The organism is Pedococcus sp. P1_H8 (assembly GCF_056405175.1).
Genome location: NZ_JBFUCP010000008.1, coordinates 137,953 through 158,162 on the forward strand (window position 1 = coordinate 137,953; position 20,210 = coordinate 158,162).

The 20,210-nt window shown below is 68.9% G+C and carries 13 protein-coding genes and 1 tRNA gene; 7 read left to right on the forward strand and 7 right to left on the reverse strand.

Translation table 11 applies throughout. The annotated features are described in order from the left end of the window. Positions 1-119: 119 nt before the first annotated feature. The 4 genes from AC1DYG_RS13465 to AC1DYG_RS13480 form a co-directional block, all read right to left on the reverse strand. Entirely contained in the window at positions 120-3,269 is a 3,150-nt protein-coding gene (locus tag AC1DYG_RS13465) for an ATP-binding protein (RefSeq protein ID WP_477640379.1), read from the reverse strand. 35 nt (positions 3,270-3,304) lie between these two features. Next, positions 3,305-4,528, reverse strand: a complete 1,224-nt coding sequence (locus tag AC1DYG_RS13470; protein WP_477640380.1) for an NAD(P)/FAD-dependent oxidoreductase — start codon at positions 4,526-4,528, stop codon at positions 3,305-3,307. Beyond that, positions 4,525-5,859, reverse strand: a complete 1,335-nt coding sequence (locus AC1DYG_RS13475; protein ID WP_477640381.1) for an NAD(P)-binding domain-containing protein — start codon at positions 5,857-5,859, stop codon at positions 4,525-4,527. The genes AC1DYG_RS13470 and AC1DYG_RS13475 overlap by 4 nt, the downstream gene beginning before the upstream one ends. 66 nt (positions 5,860-5,925) lie before the next feature. Beyond that, the gene (locus AC1DYG_RS13480) at positions 5,926-6,504 is read right to left on the reverse strand and encodes an OsmC family protein (protein WP_477640382.1); all 579 of its coding nucleotides are present in this window, start codon (positions 6,502-6,504) and stop codon (positions 5,926-5,928) included. Positions 6,505-6,677: 173 nt separating this feature from the next. On the opposite strand from AC1DYG_RS13480, the gene AC1DYG_RS13485 reads away from it, so the two are divergent. Then, complete coding sequence (locus tag AC1DYG_RS13485) at positions 6,678-6,917, forward strand: hypothetical protein (RefSeq protein ID WP_477640383.1); 240 nt, start codon at positions 6,678-6,680, stop codon at positions 6,915-6,917. 90 nt (positions 6,918-7,007) lie between these two features. Here the strand turns inward: AC1DYG_RS13485 and AC1DYG_RS13490 are convergent, their stop codons facing one another. After that, positions 7,008-7,646 carry a hypothetical protein gene (locus AC1DYG_RS13490; protein WP_477640384.1) on the reverse strand — a complete coding sequence of 213 codons (639 nt, stop codon included), beginning with the start codon at positions 7,644-7,646 and terminating at the stop codon, positions 7,008-7,010. A 467-nt stretch (positions 7,647-8,113) separates the two neighbouring features. Here AC1DYG_RS13490 and AC1DYG_RS13495 point away from each other — a divergent pair. Both AC1DYG_RS13495 and AC1DYG_RS13500 read left to right on the forward strand, forming a co-directional pair. After that, positions 8,114-8,189, forward strand: a tRNA-Arg gene (locus tag AC1DYG_RS13495). Between the two features lie 96 nt (positions 8,190-8,285). Further along, the gene (locus tag AC1DYG_RS13500) at positions 8,286-8,738 is read left to right on the forward strand and encodes a hypothetical protein (protein ID WP_477640385.1); all 453 of its coding nucleotides are present in this window, start codon (positions 8,286-8,288) and stop codon (positions 8,736-8,738) included. Here the strand turns inward: AC1DYG_RS13500 and AC1DYG_RS13505 are convergent. Together AC1DYG_RS13505 and AC1DYG_RS13510 are read right to left on the reverse strand one after the other, a co-directional pair. Next, positions 8,735-9,865, reverse strand: a complete 1,131-nt coding sequence (locus AC1DYG_RS13505; RefSeq protein WP_477640386.1) for a tyrosine-type recombinase/integrase — start codon at positions 9,863-9,865, stop codon at positions 8,735-8,737. The two genes, AC1DYG_RS13500 and AC1DYG_RS13505, sit on opposite strands and share 4 nt — an antisense overlap. Next, a complete protein-coding gene (locus tag AC1DYG_RS13510) occupies positions 9,862-10,068 on the reverse strand; it encodes a helix-turn-helix transcriptional regulator (protein WP_477640387.1) in 207 nt (68 codons plus the stop codon). Before AC1DYG_RS13510 ends, AC1DYG_RS13505 begins: the two co-directional genes overlap by 4 nt. Positions 10,069-10,227: 159 nt before the next feature. On the opposite strand from AC1DYG_RS13510, the gene AC1DYG_RS13515 reads away from it, so the two are divergent. From AC1DYG_RS13515 to AC1DYG_RS13530, 4 genes are all read left to right on the forward strand, one after another. After that, positions 10,228-10,494, forward strand: coding sequence for a ribbon-helix-helix domain-containing protein (locus AC1DYG_RS13515; RefSeq protein WP_477640388.1), 267 nt, complete (start codon positions 10,228-10,230; stop codon positions 10,492-10,494). Next, positions 10,491-10,799 (forward strand): type II toxin-antitoxin system RelE/ParE family toxin, encoded by a 309-nt coding sequence (locus AC1DYG_RS13520; protein ID WP_477640389.1) that lies wholly within the window; start codon positions 10,491-10,493, stop codon positions 10,797-10,799. The genes AC1DYG_RS13515 and AC1DYG_RS13520 overlap by 4 nt, the downstream gene beginning before the upstream one ends. 305 nt (positions 10,800-11,104) lie before the next feature. After that, positions 11,105-14,026 carry a MobF family relaxase gene (mobF, locus tag AC1DYG_RS13525; protein ID WP_477640495.1) on the forward strand — a complete coding sequence of 974 codons (2,922 nt, stop codon included), beginning with the start codon at positions 11,105-11,107 and terminating at the stop codon, positions 14,024-14,026. 505 nt (positions 14,027-14,531) lie between these two features. Further along, positions 14,532-19,937, forward strand: coding sequence for a sacsin N-terminal ATP-binding-like domain-containing protein (locus tag AC1DYG_RS13530; protein ID WP_477640390.1), 5,406 nt, complete (start codon positions 14,532-14,534; stop codon positions 19,935-19,937). Positions 19,938-20,210: the final 273 nt, after the last annotated feature.

Below are 20,210 nucleotides of genomic sequence, written 5' to 3' on the forward strand. Positions count from 1 at the left end.
CACCGGACAGGTGCTGTGCGCGTCCTCGGATGGGCGTCGGTTCAGGGGGCTATGCGGTGCCCCTCAGCGTGGGGCACGGCATAGCGACGGATGCCGCCATCAGGGGACGGGTGCCTGCGTCACGGGACGGGCGTCGGCGTCAACGGCAGGCTGGCCGCGGAGGAGCAGCGGGCGGCGTCGAGCGTCTGACCAGCCCTTCCGAAGAGCTCGGCCGCTTCGGCGAGCAGGCTGAGCGCGTCGGCGGTGTCGCCACGAGCCGCGGCGAGGTGGGCCTTCGCCTCCCTCACGGCGGCCGGCCAGGCGGTGCCCTCCCACTTCGCGGCCGACAGCTCGGCCAGCGCGAGATGGCGTTCGGCAGCGGTGAGGTCGCCCGCGTCCGCGCAGGCGATGGCGGCCGGGATCTCGAACGTCACGGTGCAGAAGGGACAGAAGTCCGAGTCACCCATGCTGTCCTCGGCCCGCTCGACGGCGATGCGGGCCGCGACCGGGTCGGGGGCGGCCAGCACCATCGCCCCGTGGATGCGCTGCAACAGGTGCGAACCGATCACCGACCACCGGGCCAGCGGGAGGGCCTGGTTGAGCAACCTGGTGGCCTCGGGGCGGTCCCCCTGGGCGAGCCGCACCTCGGCCAGCCGCTGGAGCGCGTGCGACTCGCCCGCTGGCGCATCGGCGTCGCGATGGAGGTCGACGGCCTCCTGCAGCTCGCGTTCAGCGAGGTCGAGGTCACCCATCAGCAGCGCGGCCTCCCCGATCAGGGCGGTGGAGAAGGCCACTCCGCGCAGCGCACCGAACTGCTGCGAGCGGCGCTGGAGCCCTCGGGCCAGCTCGATGACCTCGGCGTAGGGAATCCCGCCGTAGAGGAGGTACTCGGCGACGCAGAGGTGGGCGTCGAAGAGGGCGGTGGTCAGACCCGTGTCGGACAGGGTGCGTCGCAGCTCGATGCGGAAGCGCTCGAACCACTCGCCGCGCTGGTGGGCGATCAGTCCCTGTAGCGCCACGAGGTCGACGTAGCGCCACGGGTCCTTGGGCGTGAGCAGGGACTCGCGGGCCTCGACCGCCAGGTCCCACGCCCCGTCGATGTCGCCGCTGAAGTAGGCCAGGTTGCCCCTCGCCAGCAGGATGGGACCGTCGGCGTCATCGCCCAGCAGCTCCAAGCCCGCGAGCGCGGAGCGGGCCGTGTCGAAGTCGCTGGCAAAGCACGCCGCGCGGGCCAGTCGCGCGCGCACCAGTCGGTGCTCCACCCCGGTGGTGAGCGGCACGGCGGCGCGATAGCTCGGCACGGCGGCCGGGTCCCCGAGCGCCGTGAGCAGGTCGCCGCGGCGAGCCATCAGGTGCCCGAGCATCTCGCCGGTGGCATACTCCCGGACGCCGTCGACGAGGTTGAGCCCGTCACGGTAGGCGCCCAGCGCTCCGGCGGTCTCGACAGCCGGGAGCACGTAGGGGATGGCCTGTCGCGGCTGGCCGGCCGCGAGGTACTGGTGAGCGATCCGGGCGGGCGGGGCGCCGAGCCGGGCCAGCTCGCGGGCCACCTCGACCCGGGCTGCGCTCTGCGCGGCCGGCGGCATGGCGTCCAGGACCGCCTCGCGCACCAGGGCGTGCCGGAACTGGTAGCCGGTCTCGGACCACTCGATGACCAGGCTGGCCTGGGCGGTCTCGAGGTGCTGGTAGGCCCGCGCCTCGTCGGCGCCGGCCACCGCCAGGAACTCGTCGGTGGTGAAGGACAACCCGAGCAGCGCGGCCCGCTGCAGGGCATGCAGGGCGTCCGGCGGCAGGCTCGCGATGGCCGCCGGTTCGCGCCCGGTGGCCGCGGCGGCGCCGAGCTCGAGGGCGGTGAAGGGCAGGCCGCCGCTCACGGCCCAGATCTGTTGCTGGGTGGCCTCGTCGAGATCGGGGAAGCGCTCGTGGAGCAGGCGCAGGGTGGCCGACTCGGGGAGGGGCGCGACCTCGATCCGCGAGCCGATGCCCCGCGCGACCAGGCTGGAGTGGACCTCCTCGAGGGCCGCGTTGTGGGCTGAGCGGTGCGCCAGCACCAGCAACACGTGGTCGGTCACGGCGCAGCGCGCGAGATAGTGCAGGAGACGCAGCGACGCCTCGTCGGCCTCGTGGATGTCGTCGACGACGAGCAGCAGCCCGCGACCCGCCGCTCCGAGCCGCAGCAGCTCGGCTGCCGCCACGAAGAGTCGCTGGTGGGCGCTCTCCCCCGACCACGTCACCTGACTCTCGGACAGGGCTCGGTCGAGCTCCTCGCGGTACCGGTCGTCGAGCCCGTCCAGCAGCGCCGGGTGCCGGCGGCAGAGGTCGCCCAGCGCCTCGAGCACCGGGGCGTAGGGCCACGGGCCCTCGACCGCCGAAGCCGTGCCCCGAGCGGTCCGCCAGCCGGCCCTCCGGGCCAGGGTCTCGGACAGGTCGAGCACGCTGGACTTGCCCACGCCGGGCGGTCCGGTGACCAGGATCGCGCCGCCGCGGCCGCCCTGGGCAGTCGTCAGCCGTTCGCGCAGGAGGTCACCCACCGCACGTCGTCCGACGAGACGGCGCTGCTCGCTCCCGGCAGGCGCGGTGCCTGGTGGCGCCGTCGGCGCGGCGAGCTCCGCGCGCAAGGACTCGGCCTCGGCCCCCGGGGCGGTCCCGAGCTCTCGTCGCAGCGTGAGCTCGAGCCGCTCGAGCTGACGCATGGCCGCCCTGAGGTCACCCCGGTCGGCGAGGGACCGCGCCAGCGCGAGGTGGGCCTGCTCGTCGGCGGGGTCGGTCTCCAGCAGGTCCTCCCACCGCCCGGTCAGGCGCAGCAGCTCGCGGTGCAGCTGCTCGAGCGACTCGCGGTGGTCCTGGGCCCACGTCTCGTACACGTCGTCGGGGAGCAGGACCCCGGCGCGCAGCTCGAGAGCCGCCGCGGCAGCCTCGGCGTCCCGTCCGGCGAGGGCGGCTTCGGCGGCGCCCCGGAAGTCGACGGCGTCGACGGAGACCTCGCCGTCCGGCAGGAGCTCGACGAAGTCATGGCTCAGGACGACGCCCCTCCCCGCGGCTCCCGCAGCCTCTCCCAGCGCCCGCCGCGCGTAGTGCGCGGCCTGGTGGAGCCGGGCCCCGGCGAGGTCCGCCGGCAGGTCGGGCCAGAGGGCGTCGATGACCTGTTCGCGGTGCAGCCGCCGTCCCTTGGCCAGGGCAAGCACCTTGACGAGCGTGCTGGCATTGCGGCGGCCCCATTGCTGGTCGGTGACCACGGAGCCGTCGACGGATACAGAGAACCCTCCGAGGAGGCTGATTCGCGCGTCCATGGCCGGTGCCGATCTCCAGGAGATGGCCTTCAACGCTAGCCACCTGCGCCGGGCATGTCAGCCAACACAAGTGCACCCAAATCGGCGTCAACCGGGCGAGATGGCCGCGGCGGCAGCGACTGCAGCAGGCTGACCTCGTCGCTCATGGCCGAGCTGACCTCGCGCAGCAGCTGCTGGATCTCGGTGGCACCCCAGTCGTACCCCGCAATGCGGTCGCTCACCTCGAACAGCTGCAAGGACAGGGCGTCGCGCCTCGCCTGGTATCCCGCGAGCGCGATCGCCTCGGGCTGGTCCCCCGCCCACGTCGAGAGCAGCGCGTCAGCCAGCAGCTCCGCGTCGCGCAGGGCGTCGGTCATCCCGTGGGTGGTGATGGGGTCCCGGAAGTAGCCGGCGTCCCCGACCAGGGCCCAGCCCGAGCCGTGCGACCCGCGGATGTGGCCGTGCTGACCGGACCAGCCGTGCAGCCGACCGTCCCTCGTCGCGGCCCGCAACCTGCGCCGCAGTCGCGGCGCCGCCGCGTCGAACAGCTCGGTGAAGGCTGCGTCGGGACCGCTTCGACGGATCTGCCGCAGCCGCTCCGGGGAGGTGCCCACGAAGACGTTGGTCTGCCCGTCGTTGGTCGGGATGAGCCCCGCCGCGGTCCTCCGGCCGTACGCCCACTCGTACCCCTCCGTCGGCAGTCCGTCGAAGTAGCCGTAGAGCACCGCGCCGCGTGCCTTCGAGCGCCGCTCGAAGGGCGCGTCCACGGCGGTGGCCACCGTCGACCTGATCCCGTCGGCACCGATCGTCATTTTCCCGTATGCCGTGAACGTGCCGTTCGCGGCGTCGACGCCGCGCACTCCCGTCACCCTCCCACCCGAGTCGGTGAGCACCTCCGTCACGGTGACTCCGTGCCACACCTCGGCTCCTGCCTGCGCGGCGGCGTCGACGAGGATCCGGTCGAGCACCTGGCGGCGGGGGGCGTAGAGGGCGGTCACGCCCTGGGTGGCGCGGATCGAGATCCGGACGGGGGCGGCGTCCGGGTAGTGGAAGAGCGTGCGGGTCACCGGGGGCGTTCCGGCTGCGACGACCTCGTCGAGGAGGCCCCACCTCGACAGCTGCAGCACCCCGGCGCGCATCAGGCCGTGCGTCGACAGGGTGTCGGAGCCGTAGGGCGCGCGTTCGAGCAGCAGCACCCTCGCGCCCGCCCTGGCGAGCAGCAGCGCGGTCGAGGCACCCGCCACGCGGGCGCCCACGACCACGGCGTCGTAGGTCTTCATGACGCCCACCCCTCGAGCCGCTCGTCGAGGGCTTCGGGGCCCTCGGCCGATCCGGACGAGGCACTGGCCCCAGCGCCAGCGCCCGCAACAGCGCCCGCACCCGCTCCCACGAGGTCGGACACCACCAGGGCTGCGTCGTGCCTCGCGCCGTCGACCATGCCCGAGTCCCGCCGGTGCTGGAACCGCTGCCCGACGACGTAGACGCCCGGAGCCTCGGTGCGACCGCCCTGCTGACGGATCGAGCCGTCGGGCGCGGTGATGGGCAGCTTCAGCCAGGGGTGGCTCTGCGAGTAGCCGGTGGCGAGCAGGACCGTGCCGATCCCCTCCGCTGCGAGGTCGAGCGCTGTCGGATTGCCTTGCAGCGCAACGGTTCGTGGACGCTCCGCCGGCCAGACCTCGCTGACCAGGCCGCTCTCCTCGATGTGCCGGTCGACGACGTCGAGGAACCGGTGCATCCGGTTGTCCGCGCTCCCGACCGAGTCGAGCAGGTCGGCCGCGAAGCTCACCTTCTGCCCGTGCGCCTCCACGAGGTGACCGGCGAGCCGGACTCCTCGGGCCTGCAGGGTGCCCAGGTCGAGGTCGCGGGGGCCACTCTGGTGGCCCCGGCGCCCGACGAGCTGCATGGACGGTTCGCGTCGCGCGGCGTCGGGGTCGGGGACCTCGTCGATCGTGCGCGCGGTGCGACCGGTGCGCTCCAGCCACCAGTAGATGTCCATGCCGCGGTAGCGGCGCGGCATGCGGTTGTGCCGACCCACGGCCACCACGACGTCGCGGCCGGCAGCAGCCAGCTCGTCGGCGATCTGGACGCCGGAGGCCGATGCCCCCACGACCAGCACTCCGCCATTGGGGAGCTGACGGGGGTTGCGGTAGTCAGCCGCGGTGGTCAGGTGAACGCCAGCGTCCAGACCCTCCACCGCAGCGGGGATGCGCGGCTGCCCGCCGGGTCCGGTGGCCACGACGACGTGACGAGCCAGCCAGGTCGCGGAGTCCGTGACGACGCGGTAGCCCTCGCCGGCGGCGCTCACCTCCACCACGCGCACACCGGACAGGACGGGCGCACCGAAGCTCGCGGCATACCTCTCGAGGTAGCGCACGAACTGGGAGGCGCTCATGAAACCGTCGGAGTCGGGGCCGACGTGGACCCACCCGGGGAGGCGGGCCATCCAGTTCGGGGTGAGCAGGTGCAGGGAGTCCCAGCGGGCGCTGCGCCAGCTCTCGGCGACGCGGCCGCGGTCGAGGACGACGTGGTCGCGCCCCTCGAGGGCGAGCAGGCGGCTGACGGCCAGACCTGCGTGGCCGGCACCGATGACGACGGTGTCGATGGCGGACATGGTGGTGCTCCTTCTGGTCGCGCCCCGGGCCGGGATCGCCGGCCCGGGGCGATCCCGGGGTCTGGCTCAGCCGGTCACGACGGAGACGGTGACGGGCGTGGGGTTGGTGAGGGCGTCGAAGACGGCGGAGCGGCGGCGCGACTGCTCGACGATGCCGCGCAGCGTCTCGTCGTCGGCGTCACCCTCGATGTGGAAGGTGACGCGGATGCCCTGGTAGCCGTTGCGGACGGAGCCGTCGGACAGCCCCAGGATCCCGAGCAGGTCGATGTCGCCCTCCACGGTCGAGCTCACCTTGGTGAGGGTCACTCCTCTGGCGGCGGCGATGTTGGCGATCCCCGCCGTGAGGCAGCCCGCGAGCGCGTGGAGGAGGTACTCCACCGGGGTCGGGGCGTTGTCGGTGCCGGTGAGGACGACGGGGTGGTCGGCGTCGAGGACCGTCTCGCTCTTGTGCGTCAGCTCCTGGCCGGCGCCGTAGAAGCCGTGGATCCTCGACTGGCTGTGGGCGCCGGTCAGCCAGGTGTTCTCGGCGCGGAACTGGAACGTCGCGATGTCGTTCTGTCCCTTGATCGCGTCGAGGGTGGCGAAAAGCGTTGCCACGTCGACACCGTTGAGGGGAGCCCGCGTTGCGTATGCCGTGTTGCTCATGGTGTTTCTCCTCCGGTGGGCCCGTCGGCGGGCCCGTTTGTTGATGAGAGGAGAGACGGTAGGAACGGCACCTTTCGCGGACCTTCCGGCGACATGGGCATCGGCGCAAGGCCGCGGAAGGTCGCAGGAAGGCCCCGGGGTCACTCTCCTTGGCACCCAACCAAGGAGATGAGATGTCTGAGCTGACAACGCTTCTGCTCGAGGAGCACCGCCGGGCGGCCAAGGAGGCCTACCGCCCGGCGCGGGCGATGGCCTACGAGCTGGCGCTCGCGAAACGGCTCGAGCGCCGCTCGCACTGGTGGTCCCGCTGGTGGTCCGAGCGGCCGACGTGGCAGGGGGTCCGGTGGTCGACGCGCAGGGCGACCGGAAGCGCGTCTGACGTCGCGCGGATGACCACCTGTGACGCGTGCTGACGCAGGCTCCACTGGACGCAGGCTCCACAAAGGATCGGCTCCCGGGCAAGTGCCCGAGAGCCGATCAGTGTGTTGCCTGTCGGTTGAGCCTCAGCCGACGGCGGTCACCACGAAGCTCACGTAGTGGTTGTCGCTGCCATCGGCGCTGTGCACGTCGAGGATGACACTGCCGTTATTGGCTGTCAGCGGCCCGCAGAGGTTCTGGTCGATGACCATCGCGCCACCGGGCACCAGCGCCTGGACCAACGGGATCGGGCAGCCGTTGCCAACACCGGTCCCCGTGGGGAAGGTCCCCGCCGGGATGGTGATCCGCCACGCGCCCGCGCCGATGTCGGTCACCGTGAAGGCACCCGTGCCGGACCAGAGTGCGAGGGTGTCTCCCTTGAACTCACCGGCAAACGTCTTCGGGGCGTCCTTGCCAGCGGGTCCCTGAGGACCGGTCGCGCCCGTTGCGCCGGTCGCCCCGGTCGCACCGGTAGCGCCCGTTGCCCCGGTTGCGCCGGTGGGGCCCGCGGGTCCGGTCTGGTTCCAGGCGAGGGTCTTCTCGGGGTTGCGGCACTTGGTGCCGGCTGCGACGACCCGGAGGTTGCCGTTGGTCTTGTTGTAGCAGGCGTGGATGACTCCGTCGGAACCCGGGATGAGGCCGGCGGCATAGGCCGTGCCCCCAGAAACTCCGAGGCCGACAACGGCGGCGACAGCGATGATGGCGGCCCGTTTGGTAATACGCATTAGTGGTCCCTCTCCGTGGCAAGACATGAGAAATGGCAGGAGTGAGTGAGGGCCCCACGACAGCCCCCGGCTCAGAAGTGGATCGGGGTCGGCGTCCCGTCCGATCCGTCGATGACCCCCAGCATGATCCGATGTCCTGCGGATGCGTGGACTATTTGTCGTTTCTTGACGTTCGACTGGGGCTGGTGATTCTTGAGGCGTCAACCGCGCCGTTTGTCACCGATATTCATGACCAGTCCCTGGACGTATGCCGTTGGGTCAACCAACGTGGCGCGGCCTGCCGATGGGTCAAAGACCGTGGCCTGGCTTGCCGATAGACCGAAACGCGGGCTTGGTGGACGCTGTCGGTGCGTGAGTGGTCTATCCGCCACCCGAGCACGCGCAGCGGTGGGCTACCCTTCCTCACGCGTGGCCTCCAGCGCCTCAGGTCTCGATGAGCCCTGCCAGCGAGGGTGCAGCCATACCCCGCCCTCGTAGCTCAGGGGATAGAGCACCGCTCTCCTAAAGCGGGTGTCGGCAGTTCGAATCTGCCCGAGGGCACCACCACGTTTCCGCAGGTCAGATGCCCTTTGTGCGATCCGCGGCCGCCGATCGTTTCTCGCTGTCAGGCTCGATCCGTACCTGATCCGTACCCGACACATGCAGAATGCCGTCGTGAACCTGACTTTGGACGGCCCACCGACGGTCTCGGAGGAGCAGTGCTCGGACTGCGGGGCCCAATTCACCCTGACCAAGAACTTCGTCCTGGACAGTGACGGGCCATACGCGATCGCGTTCGCCGCGCTGCACCAACACGGGGGAGAGTTCGAGGCATGGATTGACGTCATCCTTGGGACGTTCGAAGGCGCCGCAGACGATCACCGCACCACCTTTGGCGCCCGAGTCGGGCCCGTCGACAGCAGCCGCGAGCCCGCCGCAACAGCGGTGCAGGCGGCGATTCCGTACGAGGACGGGCCGACCTGGGGGACGAAGCTGGGACGCCAGGAAGCCTTGGCGCACCCGCGAATTTCTGACTTCTGGACCGTCGTCGACTTCATCCTCGAAACCGACCCTCACGTAAACCACCACGTCAACGGTCACCTCGACCACTAGCCCTCGTCACTTGACGGACCTGCGCGCAACCCTTGACGTGGAGTCGCCCCAGCCATCGCCCGATTCACACGATCTAGAGCAGCCCTGTCAGCGTCGGTCCCCATCAGGTGGCCGTATGTGTCGAGGGTCAACTTGGCCGTCGAGTGACCGAGCCACGATGACACGGTCTTGATGTCGACACCGGCCGCGATCCAGAGGCTGGCAGCGGTGTGCCGCAAGTCGTGCGGACGCCGCCCCAGCCCAGTCGTCGACCAACGCACCGAGCGCCGCCAGTTCTGCGAATGGATATAGCCGCCCTCCGGAGCCGGGAACAGCAGGTCGTCGGGATCGCGACCCTCCGCCCAGGACTCCACCACCGGTCGCGCCATGTCGGTCAGCGGGACCAGTCGAGAGCGCCCACTCTTCGTCGTCGCCCGCTCGATGACGGCTCCCGTCCTCCCGGACTGTGGGACAGACCGCTTCACCAATAACCCTGCGTACGGCACCGACACCAGGTCTCGCACCCGCAGACCGCGCAGCTCGCCGAAGCGAACACCGGTCAGCGCGAGCACCAATGTGATGTCGGCGTAGCGGCCCGCAAGGCCACGCTGCGTCTCGACGACATCGAGCAGGACGTCCAGCGGGAAGGGAGCCACCTCGACGACCTCGCCTGTCCTTGAGTCGGGGTGCGGCAAAGGCACGTTCTCGGCGGGCGACACCTGGAGACGGCGGGTGCGCACCGCATACCGGAACAGGCCGCGAAGGGTTGTCCGGACCCGAGCCGCCGTGCGCACCGAACGCGACACCGCCAGATCGGTCAGGAACCGCTCCACCTGGATGGACGAGACCGACGAGATCGGGAGCCGGCCAAACGCAGGGACGATGTGGACGCGTAGGGCACTTTCGTCCGACTCCCACGCCCGGACAGACACCTGCCCCTTTCGAGACTCCCTGAACTCGTCGGCCAACTCCCGCACGGTGACCTTTCCCGCTGCGGGAGAGACGAACTCGCCCGAGAGGAGGAGCCGCTTCTGCTCCATCTCCCAGCGAATTGCGTCGCCCTTGCGCTCGAACGATCGGTCCGCCACCACGACACTGCGGTACTTCACCTGGACTCGCCACGTTCCGTACCTCGTCTTGACGATCACGCCGGTTCCTTCTGCGACTCCAACCACGCCAGTAGGTCCTTTGGCGTCCAGAAGCAGCGCTTGCCGATCCTGATCGCCGGAGCGAACCGCCCGTGATATCGCAGGTGGTTCAGCGTTCCCACGCTGATGTGGCACCACGCCGCCGCCTCATCCGGACACAGCAGGACCGGCGCGCGGACGTCGTTGTCGCGGGCCTCGTTCATGGTGATGCTCCCTTCATGCTCGTGGGCTACAGCCTCATTTGATCCCGGTGGTTTCTGCATGGCCATCCTTCGTTGCTGTTGTGTGGACAACGGCGCTGTGGGGGCACCATGCGACCGGAAGCGAACCGAGTAGGATTGAGTCCTATTCGGAGGTGGGTCATGAGGACGACTCGACAACTGAGCATTACGCTTCCCAACGAGATGGCGGACACGTTGGCGGAACGCGTGCGCTCGGGTCAGTACGCCAGTGAGAGCGAAGTGATTCGGGACGGGCTGCGTACCCTGTTCGCCCGTGACGCCGCGGTGGAGGCGTGGCTCCAGGACGAGGTGGCCACGGCTTACGACGCCTTGGTCGCCGACCCATCGCGTGGGATCACGGGCGAGGACCTGCGAGAGAGGCTCTCGGCCCGAGACGCTGGCCGGTGAGTCTGCGAGTCGTCTTTGCGCCCGAGGCCGAAACGCAGCTCGGCGAGCTGTATGACTACATCGCGAGCCGAGCGACGCCCAACGTTGCCGGACGCTACGTGGAAGAGCTCCTCGACTACTGCGAGGGTCTGGCGGTCTTCCCGACCAGAGGGTCTGCGCGAGACGACATCAGACCGGGCCTGCGCACGACGAGCTACAGGAAGCGAACGGTCATCGCGTTCGCCGTGTCTGGGGAACGGCTGATGATCGTCGGCGTCTTCCACGGTGGGCGTGACTACGAGTCGGCTCTCGGGCTCGACGACTGACCGCGCCAGTGGAGGCGCCTGGGTGAGCTACCGCGAGCACACCGGCCCGGCGGACCCCCGAGAGTCGTGTCACTGACCAGGCAGGCCCCCTTCCGCCCCCCATCCTCGCCATCCCTCCCTCACCCCACTACCGCCGCCCCGGCCCCACTCCTAGCTCCCTCCCATCGCCGGCCCCGGGCCATCCTGACCCTCGCCCGTCGCCCCCTCGCCTTCACAACCACCACCCCGCTCCACACGTCTGGCACCAAGGTGGTCAGGGGTGGTCGTCGATGGTGCCCCCGCGGCGCCGTTGTCCGACTGTGACGATGTCGATCCGCCGGATGACGCTGGGTGCTGGGTATCGCTATTTGATGTCTTCGGTCGCGCGGATGGACGCTGCCGGCCCGGCGTCGAGCCTGACGGCGTACTACGCCGCCAAGGGCACTCCGCCGGGACGGTTTCTGGGCGCGGGGCTGGCTGGGCTCGACGGCGGACGCGGCGTGCCAGCGGGGTTAGCGGTGTCGGAAGAAGGCCTGTTCCGGATGTTGGGGATGCTGCAGGACCCGGTCACCGGGGATCCGCTCGGGCGCCCGCCGCGGGGCAAGCAGATGGTGTTCGTCGACCACCTCGGGCGGGTCCGAAGGGCGCCCAAGAGCGTCGCTGGGTTCGACCTGACCTTCTCGGTGCCCAAGAGCGTGTCGGTGGCATGGGCGTTGGCGGAGGCGCCGACCCGGGCACGGATCCACGCTGCGCACCGGCGGGCGTTGGAAGCGGTGATCGCCTATGGCGAGGCGCAGGTGTTCGCCACGCGAACCGGTCACGCTGGCGCCGTCTCCGAGGACGTGCGGGGCATCGTGGCAGCCGCCTTCGACCACTGGGACTCCCGCGCGGGGGACCCGCAGCTGCACACCCATGTCGTGGTCCTCAACCGCGCCCAAGCAGTGTCCGATGGCGCGTGGCGGACGTTGGACTCCAAAGCCCTGTTTCGGGCCGCGGTGGGCATGTCCGAGCTGTACAACGGCCTGCTCGCCGACGAGCTGACCCGCGACCTAGGCTGGCTATGGACGCCGGAGGCGCGGCGCCGCTCCCCGGTGCCGAAGTGGGAGGTTGACGGCGTAGCAGCCGAGCTGCGTGAGGAGTTCTCGCAACGGTCCAGCGCGATCGAGTCCGCCAAGGACCACCTCGTGCAGGAGTTCGTGGCCGCCCATGGTCGGGCCCCGTTGGCGCCGGAGATCCTCAAGCTGCGCCAGCAGGCCACGCTCGCCACCCGCCCGGACAAGGACATCAAAGCGTTAAACGAGCTCATCAACGGATGGCGGGAGCGGGCCGCGTCGTTCGTTGGAGTCGAGCAGCAGGAGGGGTGGGTCTCCGGTCTGGCGGGTCGGCAATCCGCACGCCTGGTGACCGCAGGGGGCCTGGAGGAGGGGATGCTGCGCGACCTCGCCTCTGTGGTGGCCGACACGGTTGCGGAGGCGCGGTCCACGTTCACTCGGGCCAACCTGCTCGCCGAAACCCACCGCCAGCTGGCCGGCGTTCGGTTCGCCAGCCCCGCCGACCGGGTCGCGGTCAGCGAGCGCGTCGCGACCCTGGCCACGCAGAGATCGGTGATGCTCACGCCGCCGGAGCAGGACCTGCTGCCGCAACAGCTGCGTCGCACGGACGGCACATCGCGGCTGCGGGCCAGGAACAGCGAGGTCTACGCCAGCCAGGAGATCCTCGACGCCGAGGCCCGGCTCCTCGAGGCGGGGCGCGCCACCGACGGCGCTGCCGTGGGCCAGTACGTCGCCGCCCAGCTGGGGCGGATGCTCGCACCCGGGATGGGCCACGTACTGGCTTCCGAGCAGGCGACCGCGGTGGCTGCCATCATCACCTCCGGGCGGTGCCTTGACGTGCTGGTCGGGCCGGCCGGGACCGGCAAGTCCACGACGATGGCGATCGTCCGGGCGGCGTGGGAGGCCGACCACGGGGTCGGGTCCGTGGTCGGGCTCGCCCCGTCCGCTGCGGCCGCCGAGGTGCTCGCCGACGCGGTCGGAGTGCCCACGGAGAACACGGCGAAGTGGATCGCCGAGAACCAGCGCACCTCCGAGCGGCGCAAGGCGTTGGAGGGGTATGCCGCGAAGCTGGCTGGCGCCTACCCGAGCCTGGCCACGCGGCGGCTAGAGGAGCGCGCCAAAGCCGAGTACGCGGCCTACCGGCGCTGGTCCCTGGCAAGGGGGCAGCTGGTCATCGTCGACGAAGCCTCCTTGGCCGCCACCAAGGACCTGGACCACATCACCGCCCACGCCCGCCAGGTCGGGGCGAAGGTGCTGCTCGTCGGCGACTGGGCCCAGCTGTCGCCGGTGCAGGCCGGGGGCGCGTTCAAGCTCCTCGCCGACGAGCGCGGCCCCGACGCCCCCACCCTGCACGAGGTTCACCGCTTCGCCCACGAGTGGGAACGCGACGCCTCCCTGCAACTGCGGCTCGGAAACCCCGACATCGCCGACACCTACCTGGCCCACGAAAGGGTCGAGTCCGGGGCGCGCGAGGACATGCTCGACCTGATCTTCGACGCCTGGCGCACCGACACCAAGGCCGGCAGGTCCTCGCTCATGCTCGCCGCTGACACCCAGACCGTGGCCGACCTCAACGCCCGCGCCCGCGCCCACCGCGTCAGTTCAGGACAGGTGACCGCCCACGGGGTGGGGATCGCGGACGGGACCGTCGCCGGCGTCGGCGACGTCATCGTGACCAGGCTCAACCAGCGCGCCCTGACCACCGGCCACGGCTGGGTCAAGAACGGAGACCACTGGATCGTGCGCCAAGTTCGCGATGACTGCTCCCTGCGCGTGACCCGGTCCAGCGGCGGGGCGACCGTGGTCCTTCCCGCCGACTACGTGCGCGAACACGTCGAACTGGGATACGCATCCACCGCTCACCGCGCCCAAGGCCGAACCGTCGACACCGCACACGCCTACCTCAACGCCTCGACGACCCTGGAGCCGCTGTACGTGATGGCGACCAGAGGCAGAGACACCAACCAGCTGTATGTCGAGATCACCACCGACTCCGACCACACCACCCAACACGGCGGCCTTGACCATGCCGAGCCGGCCGACGTGCTCCGACGCATAGTCGAGACCAGCAGCGCCGACCTTTCGGCAACCCAAGTCAGACAGGACGAATGTGCCGCGACAAGGAGTCGCGAGCGCGAGTGGCGCTCCCCACCCGTGGCTCTGGATCACGCAGGCGCCATCCATGATCTACCGTGACAGCAGGCGCGATGCAGGGCCCTACCCTCCGGCCGGGCATGCATGAGGACAGATGACGCCAACGACCACCCCATACCGATGGGCATGCAACACCTCGGCTCCAGATTGACGCGCAAGTGGGCCGCGGATCTGTTGATTTCCGCACGTTGAGAGGGTCCGTGCGACTGACAGCCATCATCGAGAAGGCCTGCTGTCAGACCGGCGGGGCCTAGGCGACCCGACTGTGGCCGTCTCCCCAGTGAGGTAACTGCGGCACCGCAACACCGTCTCAGACAAGACCGTCGACTACGCAAGACGCCTTACCGGGGCCGGCGTCGTCGTCGACGCCAGTCTGTGGGGAGGTGGGCTTCCACGGCTTTCAGGCGATGGCTCGGTACACGCGCCTCGGACGCGCTGCGAAGGCATCCGCTAAGAGTTAATCCGTCGCGCCTGGGATACCGAGCGGTCGAATGCTGTGGGCGCACTTCCGCCCACGCCGGTCGCCCTCGTGCGCTAGACAAGGCGTATGACCACCCCTGCCGAAGCCATCGCGACGCGAGCTCGTGACGTAGTCGATGGGGTCCTCGAGGATAAGATCGGATTCTCGCGGATGGTCAAGCAGATGATCGTCCACACCATCAAGGAGTACCGCGGGCGCTTCCTGCACGAGCTTATCCAGAACGGCTACGACGCTCACCCCGAGGGCACGCGTGGCGGACGCCTCGCCATCCACTTCCACGAAAGTGACGGCAGCGGCAACGCGACGGGTGAGAACCGGCACGGCGTGCTCTACGTGGCCAACGGCGGTCAGCCCCTCTCTGCCAGCAACTTCGAGCGCATGGCTTCGCTCGGCGAAAGCGACAAGCCCATCGGTGTCGGCATCGGCAACAAGGGTGTCGGCTTCAAGAGTGTGTTCCAGATCTGCGCGGTGCCCGAGGTGTACAGCGCACTCGACGCGGACGATCCCGGCTTCAATGGGTTCTCGTTCCGCTTCGGCACCCACACAGACTTGGTCAGTCTGCTGAACAACGATGAGGCTCGAGCCGCACAGGTGGCGGACAAGCTGTCGCTCAGCATGCTGACGATGCCTCTCGACGCCATCCCGCCGGAGGTCCAGGCCCTACGCGAACAGGGCTACGTCACGGTGCTTCGCCTCCCGGCGATCGACGCGCGGGCAGCCCGGGAGATTAAGGAGCGCATCGATCGCCTCCTGACACCGTCCATCCCGATCATGCTCTTCCTCGAACGTATCGAGAAACTTTCGATCCAGACGACATCGTCCGAGAAGCCGACGGTCCTGACGCGCCGGGTACTCGACGCTGCTCCGACCGAGGCAGCCGGGCATCCGGAACGCCTGTCAGCCGACCCCCCAGCCGCGCTCCCCTACGACCGTGTCGTCCTGGATGGCCAGCACACGTTCCGCCTATTCACCAAGGCCGTCGTGCCAGCTCGCCTCCAGGCAGCGCTTAGGGAGTCGGTCGAAGAGGGCGCCTTGGACGAGCGATGGCTCACGTGGGACAGCCCCGCACATGTCAGCGTCGCGGTCGGTGACAATACGAGCGTTTCCGACGGGCACGCCTACACCTACCTGCCGATGGGTGACGACGCCACCTCGCCGATAGCCGGTCACATCAATGCGCCTTTCATCACGGACTTCGCCCGGGTAGGACTCAACCGTGAGCAGCCGGTCAACAAGCTGCTACTGACGAGTCTCGCCGAGCTGTGCCTAGAGGCTGCCGGCGTCATTACCGCCAGCGACGGCGATGCCGACACTGTCACGGATCTGCTCGCCTGGAGGGAGGCGGTCGACATCCTTGAGCAGGTCTCCACCCAAACCTGTGGGCAGCCGCTCTTCGACGTCGTCCGAGTCCCGGACCTACGCGGACGATGGACGCCGCTGAGCACGGCGCGGGTGTGGCGCTGGCCCGACACCGTAGTCGTGACAGGCGGCAGTATCACGGCTGACAGCAACGCGGCCATCGTCGATGCCCAACGCATTTCGGCCGATCGGCAGGTGCGACTGGCCTCCTTTGCCAAGCAGATCGGCGTCAGTGTCGAGCCGAGCCCGACTGAGCTGGCAGACTGGGTCGAGGCCCAGGCCAGCGCGATGGTACGCCGCGGCGAGCCTGTCGAGGTGTGGCCGATGTTCTACGACGACCTCAGTACGATCTTCGCGCTCGGCGCGAAGGAACTTGCTGGGCGCCGCATCCTCCTCTCGACCGACGGCACACTGGCCGACTGCAATACGGCACCAGATCCGTCCGCCACCGGTGCCCGCCGGCGGCGACGGCGCTCCGTCTTCTTCTCACCCCAAGCCGCGAGCGGCTCGGGGTCCCCAGATGCCCGCGACGACACTTCCGACGACACCTTGGTAGCCCTGAATGCCAAGACAGGCGCGGCCATGCTCGACTTCCGTCCGCCACGCTCACTGCGCGAGCGCATCGTCTTCATGCACTCCGACATCGACTGGTATCAGGGACCGAGCCGACGACCCGGTCGAGACTTCCTGGAGAACGCGCGACTCGTGCAGGCTTTCCGGACGGAGCGCCTGCTGCCGTTGCTGGGCCAGGTCATGGAGACCGTGACGTCAGACTCCTCGAAGCGTGACGCGCTCGGCTTTGCCTTCCGCCTCTTCGCGGGTGATACCGAACGCCACGCGCGCGAGCTCCTTAGTGTCGGCCTGCAAGTGCCGACCCAGAGCGGAGAGTGGATCCGCGCCTCGCAGGCGCGCTTCGGTCACCCCTGGCCGGTCACCTGCGCCACAGAACTCTCGATCCTTGCTAATGCCGCGTCTGCTATGACTCCCGATCTCTCTGCCCTGAAGGCATTGCTCGTTGCAGCACCCAGTGAGTTCGTCGCCATCAGTCCTGTCGACGACGCTCAACGTTGGCGCGACTTCTTGACCGTTCTGGGAGTGAAAACGTCGCTGCCCATCCTTGAAACCAGCGACGGACGTGCCTTCAACGGGCGGTACCTAAGCGCCACGACCCTCAGCGAGTCGAACCCACCGAGCGCCATTCCCGCTGGGGTCCTGGAGCAGTGGGCCCTCGGCATCGGCGACATCGCGAACTCCAATCACCCTGACACCCGCTTCACCACCACCGACGCCGTGTACTGGCTCATGGGTCAGCACGAGATCGGTTTGCTTCCTCGGCGCCAACGCGCCGCATACGCGCAAGCGGTGGTCCGAACGCTGTCGACGATCAAGCCGCAACATCTGTCGTCAACCTGGCGACGCAACGCCAAAGGCGGAGTTGACAGCAACGTGCCGACTCCGCTGGCCGCTTTCCTCCGTCACAGCGACTGGGTGCCGAACGGTCGCCACGATGAGTCGTGGGAGTTCTTGTCTCCCATGCAGAGCTGGTACGTCACGGTCGAGAACCAGGTTGCCGCTGCCTACTCGCCGCTGGTCGCCTCCCCCGTTCGCCAAGCGATCGACAGACTGCCGAACGCGCGACTTGCCCTAACCCAGATCCAGATGCAGGTCTGGGGAGACCCCGCTGATGCCGCCGATCTCGTGGATCACCTCACCGTCCTCTTCGAGGCGGGCGAGGTCGCCGAGACCTCCTCAGACCACTTCCGTTCGACCCTTGCGCGGGCATGGGAGCAGCTCGGCCGCCCGACCGCCAAGTTCCGTCCAACCGTAGAGAACGGACTCTTGGTCGAGCGTGCGGGACGCATCGAGTTCCTTGCACCTGCCAGTGCCAGCGACGAGCGGGTCTTTGTGGTCTCCAACAGCGACCAGTCAGCGACGACCAGACTGGTCCGCGAACTCGGATCGCCCGTGCTCAACGTCGAGACCGTCGACGTCGAGCGGCTTCGTGAGATCGCAGACACGGTTTTGAGACCGCACTGGAACCAGAACGCCGAGGTGGCGACTGACTGGACCCTCGAAGTCCTGGCTGACGGCACAGCGTGGGAAGCGGCCGAGACCGACGAGAGACTCTGCGCGGAGATCCCTTGGCTCTCGCTCGTGCTCGCGTGCACGATGCGCTTCCCTCGTTCGGGCCCTCGCATCGGACGGAACCTCGAGAGCGTGATGGACGATCTGGCGCGAATTCGCCTCGTGCGATGCGGCGAGATCCGCGTCGCGACTGCCAATACCCAAGAGCCACTGCCAGCGCGTCTTCATGGAGTTCTGCCGCTCGCAGGCACCCCCGCGACACTGCTAGTGCAGCAGTTGGCCACACCGCTGACATGGGAACAGCTCGAGAAGGTGGCCGAGGCGGCGCTGGAGCTCCTTGGCCAGACACGCTTCACCGCTGAGCTCTCTTTGAACCTGAGCAAGATCGCGAGCGGGCCCGGCGCGACGATCTTCCGGCCTGACATTGCCGAGATCGCCGAGATCCTGGGAGTGCCCGAGCACTTGGTCAGTGAGACCGAAGGCTTGGTCTATGGGTCTACCGCTGGAGTCCTTACCCGGCTCCAGCCAATCGCGGTCGCGATGTGGGGTCCCGATGCTCTGGCAGAGCTTCATCCAGAGATCGTGACGACCCGTGACGCTCTCGCTTCTGCGTTGGAAGGCTTGTGCTCAAGTCACGCGGCGGCCTACGACCTCATGGCGAAGGCTGTGGACTGTGCAAGTGCCGATGCGCTTCGCCGGCAGCTGGGCATCGACTTGGTGACTTTCAACCAGACCCTGGCGGAGCACTTTCCCGCGTCGCGCCCGATCGACAATTCCGTCGCGCAGCTCGAGGAATTCAACCTGCGCCGCAGCCAGCGCCGAGGCGAGATCCTCGACTGGATACGACACAGCCGACTGCCCAGTTTCACCGCCAAGCATCCCCAGACTGACTGGCCCGCGATCCGAACCCTTACGTTTCTCCGGCCCGACCCGTCCTGGGGCACCACGTACGACGAGGTCGGCGAGACGAGGATCGACATCTGGATCAACCAGCAACTAACCGACCAGTTCGGGGTGCCCCCGGCCCAGTCCACGCTGACCTCTGCCTCCGACCTTCGCGAGAGCACCAGCCGGACGCTGCGTGAGCGCCTGCTGGCCCTGGAGCGCCTCATCACGGCGTGGTCGCGCAAGAACCGCGACACACCTCCAGCCGCGGTCGGCGACGCTTTCGCCGAATCCGCTTTCACCGCCCTCGATCAGGTCGGCGCTCTAGACTTCACGGTGTTGGCGACCCACGACCTGATCGAGTGGTTGGCGATCTTGGACCTGTGGCCGGACGCGATGCCCGCCACGGATGACCCAGCGGGTCTCGGCCTCGATGAGAGCGACCTCGACGCAGCTGTAACCGAGCAGCAGAAGGCCCAGGCGGCCAAGGTGCGAGCCGACCACCAGCTCTCGGTCCACGGACAGGTCGTCGACCTCGACGCCTCCATGTCCGATCTCGTCGCGATGGTGCGCGAAAACCTCGACACGGGGCCGGCCAGTCTGAACACGCCCTACCGCGCTGCGGATCTGAAGATCATGGGCGACTCGGCCAAGCGGAAGGGGCGCTCCGAGGGCGGTCCATCTACGACATCGACCGTGTCGCGACTCTCCGATCCCCAAAAGCGCGCCATTGGCCTCATCGGAGAGATGACTGCCTTCCACTGGCTCCAGGCCAAAGACCGCCACTCGATCGTGGACGAGACATGCTGGAAGTCGAGCAACGTCTCGCACGTCTTCAAGGGCCTGCAGGGGAACGACAGTCTCGGCTTCGACTTCGAGGTACCGCGCAAGGGCGGCTCGGTCATGTACGAGGTCAAGGCGACGTCTGGCGACGCCGGCATGATCGAACTGGGCGAGACCGAGGTCAACCGTGCTCAGGAGTTCGTGCGCGGCTCCCAGGCCAACCGCTGGCGCTTGCTGATCGTTGAGGACGCACTGTCAGCCCAACCGCGCGTCCTAATGCTTCCTAACCCGTTCACGCGCGACAACCGTGCGAAGTTTCGCTTCGTCGGCAACAGTGTGCGCCTTCGCTTCAAGCTCTAGCGCCCGCTGGCCCCAGCCCCGGCTGGCGGCCGGCCGCCACTCATGACGGGTCGGCCCACTCGGTGCTAACGCGCCGGACGGGCTGAGCAGCCGTGCGCTGCACTAGGCCTCCAAGTCAACGACCACGGCGCTCCAGATCCAGGGGGCAGCCCGTCCAGCCAACCTCCGTCGGTACCTAACACGCTCTACAGACTCGAGAAGAGTGGCGCCCACTGGCGCTCGGGGACACGTCCCAGGCTGAGGCAACTCGACTCGAGGGTCACCCCGTCGAAC

Excerpts from the sequence above, each read along its gene's own strand:
- AC1DYG_RS13465 (WP_477640379.1), bottom strand. The coding sequence starts at position 3,269 with ATGGACGCGCGAATCAGCCTCCTCGGAGGGTTCTCTGTATCCGTCGAC.
- AC1DYG_RS13470 (WP_477640380.1), bottom strand. The coding sequence starts at position 4,528 with ATGAAGACCTACGACGCCGTGGTCGTGGGCGCCCGCGTGGCGGGTGCC.
- AC1DYG_RS13475 (WP_477640381.1), bottom strand. The coding sequence starts at position 5,859 with ATGTCCGCCATCGACACCGTCGTCATCGGTGCCGGCCACGCAGGTCTG.
- AC1DYG_RS13480 (WP_477640382.1), bottom strand. The coding sequence starts at position 6,504 with ATGAGCAACACGGCATACGCAACGCGGGCTCCCCTCAACGGTGTCGAC.
- AC1DYG_RS13485 (WP_477640383.1), top strand. The coding sequence starts at position 6,678 with ATGTCTGAGCTGACAACGCTTCTGCTCGAGGAGCACCGCCGGGCGGCC.
- AC1DYG_RS13490 (WP_477640384.1), bottom strand. The coding sequence starts at position 7,646 with ATGCGTATTACCAAACGGGCCGCCATCATCGCTGTCGCCGCCGTTGTC.
- AC1DYG_RS13500 (WP_477640385.1), top strand. The coding sequence starts at position 8,286 with ATGCAGAATGCCGTCGTGAACCTGACTTTGGACGGCCCACCGACGGTC.
- AC1DYG_RS13510 (WP_477640387.1), bottom strand. The coding sequence starts at position 10,068 with ATGAACGAGGCCCGCGACAACGACGTCCGCGCGCCGGTCCTGCTGTGT.
- AC1DYG_RS13515 (WP_477640388.1), top strand. The coding sequence starts at position 10,228 with ATGAGGACGACTCGACAACTGAGCATTACGCTTCCCAACGAGATGGCG.
- mobF (WP_477640495.1), top strand. The coding sequence starts at position 11,105 with ATGTCGATCCGCCGGATGACGCTGGGTGCTGGGTATCGCTATTTGATG.
- AC1DYG_RS13530 (WP_477640390.1), top strand. The coding sequence starts at position 14,532 with ATGACCACCCCTGCCGAAGCCATCGCGACGCGAGCTCGTGACGTAGTC.